Genomic DNA, 13,714 nt, shown 5'->3' with positions numbered 1-13,714 from the left:
GTTCCAACAGCTTCGGAGGCACGACATGACCGACTGGCTTTCCCGCTTCGTTACCGATCCTGCCTTCTCGCGTACCCGGTCGGCCGTCGACCTGCCGCGGCTGGCGCAGTCCCGCATCGTCCTCGCCGGCGCAGGCGGCGCTGCGGCCGCTGCGCTCGATCTTGCGCGCATGGGCATAGGCGAGTTCGTGCTGATCGATTTCGACCGCGTTGAAGCTGCCAACATCGGCACCCAGTCCTGGAGGCGTTCCGACATCGGCCTGTTCAAGGTCGAGGCCCTGGCGCGGCACCTGCTGGCGATCAGTCCGAGGGCCTCACTGCTGACGCTGGCGCAGCCGCTCCAGAGCTACAATGCCGCCTGCTTTGGCCGTCTGCTTCACGCCCCGATGGCAGAACTGACGCGCGGAGTCTCGCCGCGAAGCGGCGCGCCGGCAACGACGCTGCTGTGCGGCATGACCGACAGCGTCGGCGCGCAGGCGCTGATCAACCGCCACGCACTCGCCGGTGGCGTTCCCAGCCTCTGCGTCCAGATCTACCAGGAGGGGCGGGCCTTCGAACTGACCTTCACCTGTCCCGGCGTCACTGCGGCCTGCCATCGCTGCATCCTGGCGAAGCGCTTCGCCGCCCACGAATCCGGCCTTCGGACCGACGGCAGTTCTGCCGGTAGCCCGCTCACCACGACCGCCTCGGCCAATGCCCTCACCGAACTGGTCGCCCTGGCGCTGCTGCACGGACCGGACGGACATCGCCGATGGTCGGACCTGCTTCGGGCAATGGGCAGGCGCAATCTCGTGCAGGTCCGGCTCGACAGCGATGTCGCCGTCACGTTGGGCATTCGTGCGTTCGATCGCACCTTCGAGGGCGCCGACCTGTCCCGTCTGCTCGTCGGCGAGCCGATCTGGCTGGAGCAGGCGCGCGATCCGGACTGTTGCGACTGCGGGCGAGAAACGTTGCATCGCTGGACGCCGCCACCGTCGCTCTTCATTTCCACTGCACACCCCGGGAGGAACTCATGACCAACGTATCGCCCCTCGCGCTCAAGCCCTTCGGCCGCAACGCCACGACGCGTACCCGCTGGATGCCGCAGATTCCCGGCGAGCTGAAGGCGGCGTTCGCGGACCTTGCCCGCGAACTCAGGGTCGTGGCGCGCGGGCGCGCCGAAGGCGCTGACAACCGCCCGCACACCAGCGACTCCGTGCCGGACGACGTGCAACGGTCGATCTGGAACCGCGTCGGGGAAGGCGCGAACATGCTGCGCCAGTTCCTCGCCGACCAGATCGGCCGCGCCGAGGAGATGGCGCGCGGCCTGATGCCAGAGGCACTGCGGCTCGAAGCCGCTGAAGCCGATGCGCGCTCGGCCATCGCCGATACGCAGATCCGCCACCGCGAGACGCTGATCGCGCTCCGCCTCGACGAGCGCAAGCGTCAGCGCGACCTGCGCAGGTTCCGTCGCGACAACGGCCTGTCGCGCGATGCCGCCTATGCCGAGGACCGCTGGCGGGCCGCGTTCTGGCTGCTCGCCATCCTGATCGGCGAGTCGGTCATGAACGGTATGCTGTTCCAGAAGGTCAGCCCGTGGGGCCTCGTGGGCGGCGTCGCCCTGGCCGGCTTCATCAGCCTCATCAATGTCGGCTGCGGCTACGCTACCGGCTTCGTCGGTATCCGCCTGATCCGCCATGTTCATGTCGGCCTGCGCGTCGCAGGGGCAGCCGTCGCACTGGCGGGGCTGGCGGCCGGTCTGGCCTGGAACAGCCTGATTGCCCGCTTCCGCGACCTCGTTGAAGCCCATCCCGAGCTCGACACGATCGACCTGCTGAAGTCGGCGTCGGCGATGGATTGGGCTGCCTTTTCGACACTGGAGGCGTGGGGCCTGCTGCTGCTCGGTATCCTCATCTGGGCATTTGCGATGCTGAAGGGCGCGGGCGGTCACGGTTGCTTTGCCGATCCCTACTGGGACCATGCGAACCAGCATGGCGCCTGGCGCGCCGCGGACCATGCGTTGGAAGACGGCAAGTCGGCGTATCGCGCCGACGTCCTGTCGGCGATCGACAGCGCGCGCCGGGGCGTCGAGGTACGCCTTTTCGCCACCCGCCGCGCCGCTGCCGACATGCAGTCCCTGCTCGGTCACGCCGAACAGCGTGCCGGCGAGGTCTCGGACAGCCTGGGCGAATGGGTTGCCGCCGGCGTTGGTCTGATCAAGCTCTACCAGGAGGAGAATGTCGCGATCCGCCATACGCCCGCACCGGCCTACTTCGACCAGGTTCCGACCGCCGAGGACGTCGTCCCGGAAATGCCATCGCTCGACGCACTGCGCGCACTGGCGGCGGAGGCAGAGCGCCGTGCCGCCGCGAATGAGCAGGTCTGGGCCGACTACCAGGACCGGCTGACGGCACTGACGCGCGAGGAGCTGGAGACCTTCCTCTCCCGCATCGCCGACATCGAGTCGGCTGCCGACCGGCGCCTGACCGAAGAGTGGGGCTACGACGGGGCCGAGGCGCCGTCCGCTCCGACCCAGGATCTCGTTGCGCCGAGGCTCGTCGCCTCGACCGGGAGCCACCCGTGAGCGCCCGGCGTGCCGGCGCGCGCCGCGCCTCCCGGTTCTATTTCTGGGGCTTCATCGGGCTGCTCGCCGGCGTGGTCAGCGCCGTCGTTTCATTCGCCTGGCTCGGGTCGCACAAGCCGGCACCGAGGCTCGACTCGGCGACCCTGTGCCCGATCGACCAGCCACTGGCGGCACACACCATCCTGTTCATCGACACGACCGATCGCCTCCTGCCGCTGCATGTCGATGCCCTGCGTATGGCCATCGTCGAGGAGCGCGACGCACTGCCGGTACATGGCCGTTTCACGCTGCTCTTTCTCGCCGCCGGCGCACCCTTCGAGCCGGAGCAGATGCTCAGCCTCTGCAACCCCGGCGACGGGCGCGCCCTGAACTGGCTTCACGAGGGCCAGGCCCTGGCCGAAAAACATTGGAAGAAGGCATTTGGCGCGCCGATCGATGCGGCGGTCCGCCGCCTCGCCAATGTGCCGGAGGCCAACCGCTCACCGATCCTGCAGGGCATCTCGGCGATCTCCCGGCGCGCCGACTTCTCGTCGCGCGTTGGGCTACGCCGCCTGGTCGTCGTGTCGGACCTGTTGCAGCACGATCCCGGCCTCTATACGCACTACCAGACCGGCATCTCCTGGAGTGCCTTCACGTCCGGCCTACTGGCACGTCAGGTCCCGGCCATCCTCGAAGGTGTTTCGGTCCGGATCGAGTATCTGCAGCGGCCCCAGGTCACGGCGTTCCAGGGAGTGGAGCACGTCGCCTTCTGGCGGCATTGGCTCCGGTCGGCCGGGGCCGACAACATCGAAATCAATGGCGCCGCCAGATCCCGGCAGGCTGGCCCCCAGACGCTCGAAGCCCGGCAGCACGGCCCGCGCGCACCGTAACAGATCCTGTCTGTGGCGATGCGCTGCATATACCTGATCCCGGCGGGGGGGGGCTCATGGTCCCAGGCCATTGCTGACGACATGGATATGGATTTGGTCCCCGGTCTCTTGCGTCGGTCCGCGCCCAAAAAAGGGGCACAGGCCCGCGATGTCATTGATAACGAAGAGGAAATCCCCCGACCAGCATTCGGAAAAGCACCGATTCCAGGGTCACGAGAGGCGTTTTCCCTAACCCCGCGCAAAAGGCTCGAAAATGCAGTCAAACTCAGATACTTGCATGGGGGTCTCTCTTCCACGCCTCTCAAAGGCGTGGCCTCACTGAGACTCGTCTGTACGCGTAATGGTATCCATCGCTACCTCCTTCCACGCCTCTCAAAGGCGTGGCCTCACTGAGACGCGCCGCCGATCGGGCTAGTAGTTCCTGTCGCCCTGCTTCCACGCCTCTCAAAGGCGTGGCCTCACTGAGACTAGTCCTTGCAGACTACTTGCTCCACGGTGCTATACTTCCACGCCTCTCAAAGGCGTGGCCTCCTGAGACCCTGGAAGCGGCGGAAGTGTTGATCAGCCGCTGGATCACCTTCCACGCCTCTCAAAGGCGTGGCCTCACTGAGACGCAGCCCTTCCAGTACTCCTGGTCGCGCTTGGACGCTTCCACGCCTCTCAAAGGCGTGGCCTCACTGAGACGTTAGCGCTTGCTGGTATCGAAGGACACGGTGCCCGGCTTCCACGCCTCTCAAAGGCGTGGCCTCACTGAGACCTGCAGGGCGTACATCACTCCTTCTTTGACCCGAGCTTCCACGCCTCTCAAAGGCGTGGCCTCACTGAGACGCGAGAAGTTGTTGTCGAGCCACGTCCTCTGCCGCCTTCCACGCCTCTCAAAGGCGTGGCCTCACTGAGACCCGGTCTCGATGGCAGCCTGGATGGCTTGACGGCTTCCACGCCTCTCAAAGGCGTGGCCTCACTGAGACGTCGGAGCGTTGAGGACGTTGCTCTCGCTGCCGTCTTCCACGCCTCTCAAAGGCGTGGCCTCACTGAGACGCCGCGGCCGGGATCAGCGCCTTTCCCATGACGACTTCCACGCCTCTCAAAGGCGTGGCCTCACTGAGACCCCGAGCTTCTTGTTGCGAAGCACCCACCTGCCACCTTCCACGCCTCTCAAAGGCGTGGCCTCACTGAGACCGAGAGTCGAGGTGATGGACTGCGCGTTGACGTTAGCCTTCAGCGGCCCGGCCAGTGCAGTGACGACCAGTAAAGGAAAACCGCCACCCCGCCGAAAAGCAGGGTCCATAGAATCCGCGAACGCAGGATGGCGCCGCCGACGCTGATGAGAAGGTGCGCCAGGACCATCGCCTTGGCTTCGGTCCAGACCTGGCGGCCGAACAGGAGCGGCATCAACGCGCCGATCGCCAGGAGAGCGCCTATCACGATCGCCAGGACGCGCACCGGCGCTGGCAACTGGGCGAGGAAGCTCTCCGCCATGGGGACGGCGAGCGCGGAGACCAGGGTGGCTGCGATCAGCTTCGCGGCAAGCCGGCGCGCCCCGAACATCATGGCAAATCCTGCGCCGGCAAGGACGAAGGCCAGCAGGACTTCGGGCAGCAGGAAGCCGAGGTTCGTGGCGCTCATGGTCGTCTCCTGGACGGCGGCGGATCCGGATCACACTAGGCAAGGATTGGCCTCGATGGTCGCCGAGGTAAGTTTGCGACGGCTAATTCGCGCTCCCGCCACGGTCTACAAGAGCCATGCCCAATCCCGGGCGATCCTTCGTGGAGGCTCTCATGTTCAAGTTCCGCTCCGGCGCCAGCGTGCCCTCGACCCGCAAGACCGATATGTGCGAGGTCCGCGGCTGGGACCGCTCGGCCGATGCACGGACGGTCGAGGTCCAGGCCGAGCTGCTCCCGCCGGAAGACGGGCGCAACACGCGACAGCGCGCCGTGGTGGAGCGCGACGAGATCCCGGTCGTGACCTTCCGGGTGGACCGGTGAGCCGCGGCGGCGCTTCGCGGAGGAGCTGACCTAGTGAGCCTTGCGATTGCCCTGCTCCTGCTCGCCGGTGCCCTGCTCCTGCTGGCACGCGGCGTCAGGCGACACCTGTGCCCGCCCCGCGTCGCGACTGCCGTGCCGGCCCCAACGGAGAGGCAGCACAGCGCCTTTGACTACGTCCATCATCCGGCCTTCCACAGGACGCTGATGGCCGGTGCGCGCGACATGGCAAAGGACTACGCCCCCGGACAGGAGTACCCGCTGGAGTGCACGACGCCCGCCGGCACGCGGTTCCGGTTCACCCTGAAGCGGCAGGGCAACGGGTCGTGGCGCATCTACATCGATCATCAGCCCAGGTACGGATCCCGCTCGAACGGCGGACACGAGACGCATCGCTATGTCGACGCGGCCGGCCGGCACTTCATCTGCTGGGATGGCGAGATCGACCGACTCGAGCTGGCGGTATTCGTCGCCGGCCTGTGGGCGCACATGACGGAACGCTACATCGCCACCGGCGAGCCTTTCTGATCCGGCCTTCACAGGTCCGCCACGTCATACAGGGGAACGATATGACCAACACTGCCCTTCTGTCCCTCGCCGCACCTGCCGACGAAACGGTCACCGTGGTCGATCCCGTGCAGCCCATGCGTATCGCGGTGTCGACCCTGTGTCAGATCGCGGCCACCATCGGCAGCCGGCCAGCGGAGTACGGCGGCATGCTGGGCTCCGGACCGGACGGCGTCGTGAGGCATTTCGTGTTCGATCGCGGTGCCGAGCGCGGCCGCCTCGCCTACACGCCGGATGCGCGGCTGCTGAACCGCATCTACAGGGAGGAGTGGAAGCCCCGGGGGATCCGGCTCGCCGGCTTCGTCCATTCCCATCCACCCGGTGTGCCGAACCCGTCGTGCGCCGACGCAGGGGCTGCAGCGCTGATCCTCGAGGCTTTTCCCGACCTCGACCGGCTGCTGTTGCCCATCGTCCTGACCGAACCGGATACCGGGTCGTTTGAGTTCCGGCCCCACGTCGCGTTGCGCGACGGACACCCGGTACGCCTTGCCGCCGTCGACCTTGCCTGCGTGGCCGACAACGATGCCGACGATGTCGTCTTGCCGTCCTCCGCGTGGCCTGCCACGGCCCCGGGCAAGGGCTTCACGCCGTTGCGGATCCGACGAGTGGTGCTGCTCAGAGGGCTGGCGGCAATTGCCGGCATTGTCTTGGCGGCCATGATCGCTGCCGCGATGCTCGGGACACCACCCGTGCCTGGCCGCGACGCCCCGCTTCGCATCGACCCGCCGGTGGCGGCAGAAGATCCCTTGCCGGAAGGCCCACCCTGACCGGCGGTACGAGCGGCCTATTTTGAGGTGGCACCAAGGCGTGGCAGCATTGCCTCCCGGACGGGGCAGCCCGCCGACAAAGGAACGGTATCGATGTCCCGCAAGCCCCGGAACGGCGCGAAGCCCAGGAATGTCCTGATCGTCACGGCCGGCCTCGCGCCCGCCGTCGTTACCGAAACGGTCTGGGCGCTGCTGCAGCCCCGCGAGCAGCCGCGGTTCGTGCCGGACGAAATCGTGATCTGCACGACGGCCAGGGCAGCACCGCTGTTCAAGCGGGAACTTTGCCGGGAGCACGGCCGGCTGGACGAACTCTGCAAGGATCTGGGCGTTCCGCCGCTCAGCGCCATCTGCCGCGTCGAACCGCTGCCTGGCGCTGACGACATACGGTCGGCAGAGGATGCGACCCTGTTCGCCGACGCCATGACCCGCCTGGTACGGGACTACACGTCCGAGCCATCGACACGGATCCATATGTCGATCGCCGGTGGGCGCAAGACCATGAGCTTCCACGCGGGAGTGGCGATGTGCATGTTCGGCCGGATCGGCGACGAGATCTCGCACGTACTGGTGCGGCCGGCCGAACTCGAACAGTGCGACGGATTCTTCTGGCCGACGAGCTACCCGAGCAAGGCGACCCATCGCCATACCAAGGCTGTCTACAGCGGGCGCTATCCCGATGCCCAAGTCGACCTCAACATGATGCCCTACATACGTACCCGGTCTCACACGCCGGCATCACTGCTGACATCGGGAGCGTCGAGCTATTCCGACTATGTGGCCGAGCTGAACGCCCTCGCCGAAGGCGGCGTGCTACGGCTCGATCTCGAGCAGCGGACGATCACCTATGCAGGCCTGAAGCCGCTGCACCTCAACGCGCAGCATTTTGCGCTCTACTGGGTGATGGCGGTGTGGGCCAAGAAGCAGGTGGCGGGCGCGAGCGCCGGCGACCAGGTCGGCGTGGACCATCACGGTTGGCTGATCAAGAAGGCGCTCGACGATCCCGAAACCTACCGTAAGCGCTACAAATGGCCGATCAATCCGCGCGAGCTCTACAACGAGATCTATCTCGGTGCGACAGGGGCCGACTCCGACAACAGAAAGGTCGATTTCGCCCAGGCGCGCACCCGCCTGATCGACGAGTTGCAAAACTGGGTGACCACGCCCGAACTAGCGGATCGCCTTGGCGCGCCGCAGGACCGCTTCCTTCGCACCCGGTCGATGGGCCTCAAGGTAACACCCGATCAGATCGTGCTGGTCCCGGAGATCTACGGCAGGCCGCGGGCCCGCGACGAAGTCCTGCGGGCGAACAGGCTGGCGTCGGACGGGCGGTGAAGACAGTCTTCACCAGCGGTAATAGTGGGCCAAAGAAAAACACCGAAAATCTTGATTCGTTATTCCTGAATGGAATACTTGTCCGTACCGAAAACCTCATCCGCACTGGCGTGAGAGGCAAGATCGGTTACACTGAATGACCTGCAGGCTGCAACTCGGCGTTGTCCCCCACTCCGGCGCGATCAGTGCCAGGACTTGCCCTCTGCGGCGGCGCGCACGAACGCCTTGGTAATGGCAGCGGCAAATCGCAGTTGCTCAAGCAGCTTGGCAAGGCCCAAGCACTCCAAGTCACGCACAAGCTCTTCGTCACTCACCCCCAACTCCAAAGCAAGCTGCTTTGCTTCGTGCAGATCCGCATCATCTTTGGCCATCGATCCATGACCTCCTTACATCGACCGATAGTCTGGCCTAGTCACTGAGACATCCCGGCCTTCTCTAAAGTCGACTGTGTTTGAAGCCAGGATCGAACGCCCTAGCCTTTCCAATCCAGAAGCTTGTCTCCGGTTCCCGTTAATCCACTTGAATGCCAATACATCGTCATTGGGAACACCTTCTCCATCCCGATACATAATACCTAGCTTATACATGGCGCTTGAATCACCAGCGGCCGCTTTCATTGTACCATTAGTCGTACTGCTTCTTGAACGCCGTGAGTGCAGCAGGTCCTTCGTGCGTCACGATATTGCGTGCACGTTCAAGCAAGTCCTGCCGCATTTGGTCTTGGGTCTCTTTACTCAAACCCGCCAGGCGAGGGTTCTTCATGAGATGATCCACCGCTTCGTCAATCTCTTTGTTTATCCATCCGTCAATCCGCTTGTCGTTCATGGTTCCCCACAATCCTCATTAGAGGGAGCAGGCTAGCCCGAAGCATGAAAAAGAAAAAGGCCCCGACAACGCGGAGCCTCAAGGTGGGGACGAGCGCCCAAGTCTTCTTCTTGGGAACGGTCAGCGAGGGACTTGTAACTCCCAATCCCAAAGAACATCTCAGGCCCATCTGCGCTCAGGCAGATGGTCTTGAGAAGATCGTCGCGGAACATCATCTCGGTGCGTTTTCGTCGAAGTAGGGCCAGCCGGTGAGGGCGTGCGCCTTCTTCGCAGCATCGCTGTCCAGAAACCACAGGACATGCGTTGTCATGTAGGTACGCGCCGCTAAAAATCTCCTTAGAAGTGGATTTGACACGAAGTAATGGCGGACAGGAAGGGATTCGAATTCTCGGTACGTTTGCACCGCAACAGTTGCGCATATCTGGTCAGCCATGGAATGGCTAACGGGCCGCCAAGAAAGCAATCGAATGATCTGCTCTTCAGCTTGAGGTCATGGGCACAGGAAGCGAATGCATGGGCACCCGGCACGGACGCCGGTGGAACATGCAAGGAGCCCACGATGACCAAGAAGAAAAGCGCTACAGCTAAGACAGCCATTGCCGCCACCGCGAGCACGGTGCGCAATGACCAGCAGAGCCGCAAGCCGAAGACCAAGCTCGCCCGACTCGAAGCGATGCTGCGACGCCCCAATGGTGCCACCATCGAACAGATCAGCAAGTCGTTGGTTTGGCAGGCACACAGCGTGAGGGGAGCGATGTCGGGTGCGCTGAAGAAGAAGCAGGGCCTCACAATCACCCATGAATTGACCGACGACGGCCGGCGCCTGTATCGGATCGCTTGAGCGGTCACTCAATGCGCTCCGCTGACAATAGCGCACTGGAGGCCGAGATCGCCCGCTTAAGCGATCTCGGCCTCAGCGACTTGCGCCAGGTGTGGAAGGAACGTCTTGGCACGCCTCCTGCGGTCGCCAGCATCGCCCTTACGCGGCGCTGGCTTTCGTGGGAACTACAGGCGCATGCGAGGGGTGGCTTCGATGCCACGACGCGGCGACGCCTTCGACAGCTCTTCAAGGCGTTCCGAGCTAAGGCTCCATCGACACCGTTGCCCGGTATCGGCCCAAGGTCCGGCAACATGCTGACCCGTGAATGGAATGGCGTGACCCACCGAGTGATGGTGCTGGAAGAGGGTTTCGCCTGGAACGGTCAGAAGTATGACTCATTGTCGAAGATCGCCTATCGCATCACCGGTACGCGCTGGTCGGGGCCGCGCTTCTTCGGCCTACGACCACAGCGCAAGTCATGACCGCGATTCGGCGTTGCGCCGTCTACACGCGCAAGTCCAGTGAGGAAGGCCTGGAACAGGCGTTCAATTCTCTGCATGCCCAACGCGAGGCATGCGAGGCCTATGTAAAGAGCCAGGCACACGAGGGCTGGAGGCTTGTAAAGGCCTCCTACGATGATGGCGGCCTTTCAGGGGGCAGCATGGAGCGGCCCGCGTTACGGCGGCTGCTGACGGAGGTGGCGGCCAGCCGGATCAACGTGATCGTGGTCTACAAGGTCGACCGACTAACGCGCTCCCTGGCAGACTTCGCCCGGATCGTCGAGACGCTGGACGGTCATGGGGCCAGCTTCGTGTCTGTCACCCAGCAGTTCAACACGACCACGTCGATGGGTCGCCTGACGCTGAACGTGCTGTTGTCGTTTGCACAGTTCGAGCGCGAGGTCACCGGCGAGCGTATCAGGGACAAGATCGCGGCCTCGAAGCGTAAAGGCATGTGGATGGGCGGCACCATCCCCCTGGGATACGATGTCAGGGACCGCGAGCTTGTCGTGAACGAGGCCGAAGCGGCGACGGTGCGGGACATATTCGACAGCTATGTCCGTCTCGGCTCCGTGGCGGAACTTCAGGCAGACCTGCAGCAGCGCGGGATTCTCAGTAAACGATGGACCTCGTCGACAGACCGCACCTGGGGCGGCGTGAAGTTCAGTCGAGGAGCGCTGTACTGGTTGTTGCGCAATCCCGTGTATGCCGGTCGGGTCGCGCACAAGGGGCACGTTTACCAAGGACAACAGGCAGCAATCGTCGAGCAGGATAAATGGGAACTGGCACAGGCGCTGCTGTCCGAGAAAAGTGCTTCTCGGCAACAGCGCCCCATCACCCCTGGAGGCCGCCCCCTCGCCGGGCGATTGTTCGATGACCGGGGCAATGCGATGAGCCCGAGCTATGCAACCAAGCGCAATGGTCAGAGATATCACTACTACGTCAGCCAAGCCCGACTGCAGAATGACAAAGCACGTGCCGGTACGGTCGCCCGCGTCCCTGCCAAGGAAATCGAGCGGCTCGTGCAGGAGGCTGTGGGAACCAGCGATGATGGCGGATCAGGCTCCGCCTCGGAGCTGCTGCGCCAGCGGGTCGAGCGCGTTGTGGTGCATGCGGACCGTATCGAGATCGTGCAGGCCGTCACCGAAGGCATGGCTGAAGATGAAGGAGGAGACGGCAGAACCATCGTCGTGCCGGCCAAACTTGCCCATCGAAATCGTGCCGTTGTCCTCGACGACGGACAGGCCGGCCCCGATCCTGTACTGCTGAAGGCCCTTTGCCGGGCACATGAGTGGCGCACCTGGCTCGAGCGGGGCGAGGCGCTTTCCTTCCAGGAGCTCGCCTCGAAAGCCGGTGTCACCCCGGGCTACGTCCAGAAGGTCCTGCCTCTTGCGTTCCTGGCACCGGGTCTGACGCGGGAACTGCTCGATGGCCGGCGCCGCTTGCACGGCGGCCTGATGGCCCGCCTGAATCGAGGCATTCCCACAGACTGGGATCAGCAGCTGACCTCGTTCTGACGTCGGCTCGCCGCGTCATTCTGTCTCAATATCAAAGTAACTGGCCTCCCCTTTGACTGGGATGCTGATCGTGCTTCCGGGAAGACGCAACACAGAGTGAGACCACCATCTGGGCGCTCCAGAGACACTCCGGCCAAAACCGGTAATTTGCTCAGAACTTTAGAAAAATGGCCGGTCTCTGGTCTCATAGTAGCCGGCGAAAGGGCCGGCGTTCGCGGCCTGTGCCGAGCTGTCTCTGGCATGGCCGCCCCACTCAAGGGTGGCTGGCTGGGGCGCCAGGATTCGAACCTGGGAATGGCGGAATCAAAATCCGCTGCCTTACCGCTTGGCGACGCCCCAACAGGCGGGCGGAACATAATGACTTCGCCTGAAGGGCGCCACTGCGGCCTCAGGCCGCCGCCGCGGCACGGCCTCAGGCCGCCGCGGCCGCCTTCTTCAGCGCATCGACATGCACGAAAGCGCCGTCGGCATAGAGCAGCGGCGTCGCCTCGGGATCGAGCGTGAGGTCGACGATCTCGCCGATATAGATCGTGTGGGTGCCGGCCGAGAGGCGTGTCACCAGCTTGCAGTCGAACGACACCGGGCAGCCTTTCAGCACCGGCGCCCCGGTGGTGAGCTGCGACCAGTCGCCCATGTCGCAGAAGCGGTCGTCGCCCTCGACGCCATCCATGCCGGCGAAGCGCTCGGCGATCTTGCGATGGGCGGGGCTCAGGATGTTGATGCAAAAGAAGCCCGCCTCGCCGATGTGGTCGTGGGCGCTGGCCGTCTTGTTGACGCAGACCAGGATCTGTGGCGGCTCGGCCGACACCGAGCACACGGCGGTTGCCGTCAGGCCGCCGCGGAGGTCGCCGTGGCGGGTGGTAATCAAGGTCACGCTTGCCGCGAGGTGACGCATGCCCTTTTTAAAGGCAGCCGCATCGATGCTCATTTCGCGAGTCTAGGGCACCCGGGCCGCCCGCCGCCACCGGAAACGGCCCCGCGCGGGCCCGGCTGACATAAAACCTTCATGAGACTGTCGTTCTTTGCGGTTGCCCGGCTGCGACCGGCCGCTACCGTCGGCCTGATATGGCTCCTTCGCCCAAGTCTGGACTGCGCGCCGACACCCATCCCGAGACCGCCCTGCGGCACATCGCGGCCGGCTGCCATGCCGACCTCCTGAAATATCGCGCTGCAGTGCTGAAAAGCGCCCAGCCGAACGGCATTCATCAGACCCGCGTGGCGCTCCGCCGCCTGCGCGCCGCCTTCGGCCTGTTCCGCGACGCCATCGACGGGCCGGCAGTCCGGTCGCTCGCCGCCGAAGCCAGGTGGCTGGCCCGCGAATGCGGCCCCGCCCGCGACCTGCAGGTTTTCCTGACCGAAACCGTGACCGATGTGCCACCCGTGGTGCGGCGGGTCGGCAGGCGCCTCGCCGACATCCATCTTCAGCACGCCCGGGCGGCGCTGTCGGGCGCCCGGTTCGCCGCCTTCGATCGCGCGCTCCAGGCCTTCGCCGCCAAGTCGCCAGCGGCCTCACCCGCAACCCCGTCTGCCGACAACCGTCTCGATGCCTTCGGCCGCACCGTGCTCGATGCCCGCCTGGCCAAGGCGCTCCGCCGCGGCCGCAAGCTCGAACAGTTCGACGCCGACCGCCTGCACCGGCTGCGCATCGCCATCAAGAAGCTGCGCTACGCCGCGAGCTTCCTGGCGCCCGCCTTTGCCTCGACCACCTTTGCGTCCATGAGGGTGAAGCCCTATATCGAGGCGACGGTGCGCCTGCAGGGCGCGCTCGGCGCCTTGAACGATCGCGCGGTGGCGGCCCAGGTCTTGGCCGATCTCGCGACGGCGGCCCGTCCGACGGAGGACGTGGCCCTGCCGCTCAAGGCCCTCGCCAAGCAGGTGGCGTCCGGCGAGAAACGCCGCCGCCGCCGCCTGGAGCGGGCCTGGGCAGACTTCAGGAAAGCCGAGCGGTTCTGGCGCGCCTAACGTTTTGTGCA

At 64.9% G+C, this 13,714-nt stretch carries 16 protein-coding genes, 1 tRNA gene and 1 CRISPR repeat array; of the genes, 11 read left to right on the top strand and 6 right to left on the bottom strand.

Features of this window, described 5'->3' with window-relative positions; genetic code table 11:
* The first annotated feature begins 25 nt into the window (after nucleotides 1-25).
* The 3 genes from EPO55_RS00685 to EPO55_RS00675 are packed head-to-tail and all read left to right on the top strand — an operon-like array spanning nucleotide 26 to nucleotide 3,431.
* The gene (locus tag EPO55_RS00685) at nucleotides 26-1,015 is read left to right on the top strand and encodes a ThiF family adenylyltransferase (RefSeq protein WP_296334452.1); all 990 of its coding nucleotides are present in this window, start codon (nucleotides 26-28) and stop codon (nucleotides 1,013-1,015) included.
* Nucleotides 1,012-2,562: a hypothetical protein gene (locus EPO55_RS00680; RefSeq protein ID WP_296334451.1), complete on the top strand. Its 1,551-nt coding sequence runs from the start codon at nucleotides 1,012-1,014 to the stop codon at nucleotides 2,560-2,562. The genes EPO55_RS00685 and EPO55_RS00680 overlap by 4 nt, the downstream gene beginning before the upstream one ends.
* On the top strand, nucleotides 2,559-3,431 hold the full coding sequence (locus tag EPO55_RS00675) for a hypothetical protein (RefSeq protein ID WP_296334450.1): 873 nt from the start codon (nucleotides 2,559-2,561) through the stop codon (nucleotides 3,429-3,431). Before EPO55_RS00680 ends, EPO55_RS00675 begins: the two co-directional genes overlap by 4 nt.
* A 289-nt stretch (nucleotides 3,432-3,720) precedes the next feature.
* Nucleotides 3,721-4,610: direct repeats of the CRISPR family, unit length 36 nt; unit sequence CTTCCACGCCTCTCAAAGGCGTGGCCTCACTGAGAC.
* A gap of 39 nt (nucleotides 4,611-4,649) precedes the next feature.
* On the opposite strand, the gene EPO55_RS00670 is transcribed toward EPO55_RS00675, so the two are convergent.
* Nucleotides 4,650-5,057 carry a hypothetical protein gene (locus EPO55_RS00670; protein ID WP_296334449.1) on the bottom strand — a complete coding sequence of 136 codons (408 nt, stop codon included), beginning with the start codon at nucleotides 5,055-5,057 and terminating at the stop codon, nucleotides 4,650-4,652.
* 152 nt (nucleotides 5,058-5,209) lie between these two features.
* Between EPO55_RS00670 and EPO55_RS00665 the strand changes: the two genes are divergently transcribed.
* The 4 genes from EPO55_RS00665 (at nucleotide 5,210) to csm6 (ending at nucleotide 8,079) form a co-directional block, all read left to right on the top strand.
* Entirely contained in the window at nucleotides 5,210-5,416 is a 207-nt protein-coding gene (locus tag EPO55_RS00665) for a hypothetical protein (protein WP_296334448.1), read from the top strand.
* A gap of 33 nt (nucleotides 5,417-5,449) precedes the next feature.
* Nucleotides 5,450-5,941 (top strand): hypothetical protein, encoded by a 492-nt coding sequence (locus tag EPO55_RS00660; protein WP_296334447.1) that lies wholly within the window; start codon nucleotides 5,450-5,452, stop codon nucleotides 5,939-5,941.
* Between the two features lie 41 nt (nucleotides 5,942-5,982).
* Complete coding sequence (locus EPO55_RS00655) at nucleotides 5,983-6,747, top strand: hypothetical protein (protein WP_296334446.1); 765 nt, start codon at nucleotides 5,983-5,985, stop codon at nucleotides 6,745-6,747.
* Between the two features lie 93 nt (nucleotides 6,748-6,840).
* Nucleotides 6,841-8,079: a CRISPR-associated ring nuclease Csm6 gene (gene csm6, locus EPO55_RS00650; protein ID WP_296334445.1), complete on the top strand. Its 1,239-nt coding sequence runs from the start codon at nucleotides 6,841-6,843 to the stop codon at nucleotides 8,077-8,079.
* Nucleotides 8,080-8,261: 182 nt separating this feature from the next.
* On the opposite strand, the gene EPO55_RS00645 is transcribed toward csm6, so the two are convergent.
* Genes EPO55_RS00645 through EPO55_RS00640 form a run of 3 tightly spaced genes read right to left on the bottom strand, consistent with a single transcriptional unit; the run spans nucleotide 8,262 to nucleotide 8,904 of the window.
* Nucleotides 8,262-8,450, bottom strand: a complete 189-nt coding sequence (locus EPO55_RS00645; RefSeq protein WP_296334444.1) for a hypothetical protein — start codon at nucleotides 8,448-8,450, stop codon at nucleotides 8,262-8,264.
* A gap of 15 nt (nucleotides 8,451-8,465) precedes the next feature.
* Nucleotides 8,466-8,666, bottom strand: a complete 201-nt coding sequence (locus tag EPO55_RS26110; protein ID WP_363718202.1) for an SEL1-like repeat protein — start codon at nucleotides 8,664-8,666, stop codon at nucleotides 8,466-8,468.
* A gap of 37 nt (nucleotides 8,667-8,703) precedes the next feature.
* Nucleotides 8,704-8,904 carry a hypothetical protein gene (locus EPO55_RS00640; RefSeq protein WP_296334443.1) on the bottom strand — a complete coding sequence of 67 codons (201 nt, stop codon included), beginning with the start codon at nucleotides 8,902-8,904 and terminating at the stop codon, nucleotides 8,704-8,706.
* 559 nt (nucleotides 8,905-9,463) lie between these two features.
* Between EPO55_RS00640 and EPO55_RS00635 the strand changes: the two genes are divergently transcribed.
* The 3 genes from EPO55_RS00635 to EPO55_RS00625 are packed head-to-tail and all read left to right on the top strand — an operon-like array spanning nucleotide 9,464 to nucleotide 11,741.
* Nucleotides 9,464-9,745: a DUF3489 domain-containing protein gene (locus tag EPO55_RS00635; protein ID WP_296334442.1), complete on the top strand. Its 282-nt coding sequence runs from the start codon at nucleotides 9,464-9,466 to the stop codon at nucleotides 9,743-9,745.
* 11 nt (nucleotides 9,746-9,756) lie between these two features.
* Nucleotides 9,757-10,206 (top strand): DUF2924 domain-containing protein, encoded by a 450-nt coding sequence (locus tag EPO55_RS00630; protein WP_296334441.1) that lies wholly within the window; start codon nucleotides 9,757-9,759, stop codon nucleotides 10,204-10,206.
* A complete protein-coding gene (locus EPO55_RS00625) occupies nucleotides 10,203-11,741 on the top strand; it encodes a recombinase family protein (protein WP_296334440.1) in 1,539 nt (512 codons plus the stop codon). Before EPO55_RS00630 ends, EPO55_RS00625 begins: the two co-directional genes overlap by 4 nt.
* A 264-nt stretch (nucleotides 11,742-12,005) precedes the next feature.
* Here the strand turns inward: EPO55_RS00625 and EPO55_RS00620 are convergent.
* Nucleotides 12,006-12,080 (bottom strand) — tRNA-Gln (locus EPO55_RS00620).
* A gap of 73 nt (nucleotides 12,081-12,153) precedes the next feature.
* Nucleotides 12,154-12,636, bottom strand: coding sequence for a flavin reductase family protein (locus EPO55_RS00615; RefSeq protein ID WP_296334439.1), 483 nt, complete (start codon nucleotides 12,634-12,636; stop codon nucleotides 12,154-12,156).
* A 170-nt stretch (nucleotides 12,637-12,806) separates the two neighbouring features.
* Between EPO55_RS00615 and EPO55_RS00610 the strand changes: the two genes are divergently transcribed.
* Nucleotides 12,807-13,703: a CHAD domain-containing protein gene (locus EPO55_RS00610; RefSeq protein ID WP_296334438.1), complete on the top strand. Its 897-nt coding sequence runs from the start codon at nucleotides 12,807-12,809 to the stop codon at nucleotides 13,701-13,703.
* Nucleotides 13,704-13,714 lie beyond the last annotated feature (11 nt).

Origin of the sequence: Reyranella sp., from assembly GCF_004296935.1 — a bacterium.
In the GTDB taxonomy this organism is placed as follows: domain Bacteria; phylum Pseudomonadota; class Alphaproteobacteria; order Reyranellales; family Reyranellaceae; genus Reyranella.
This window is presented reverse-complemented; position numbering and strand designations above follow the sequence as displayed.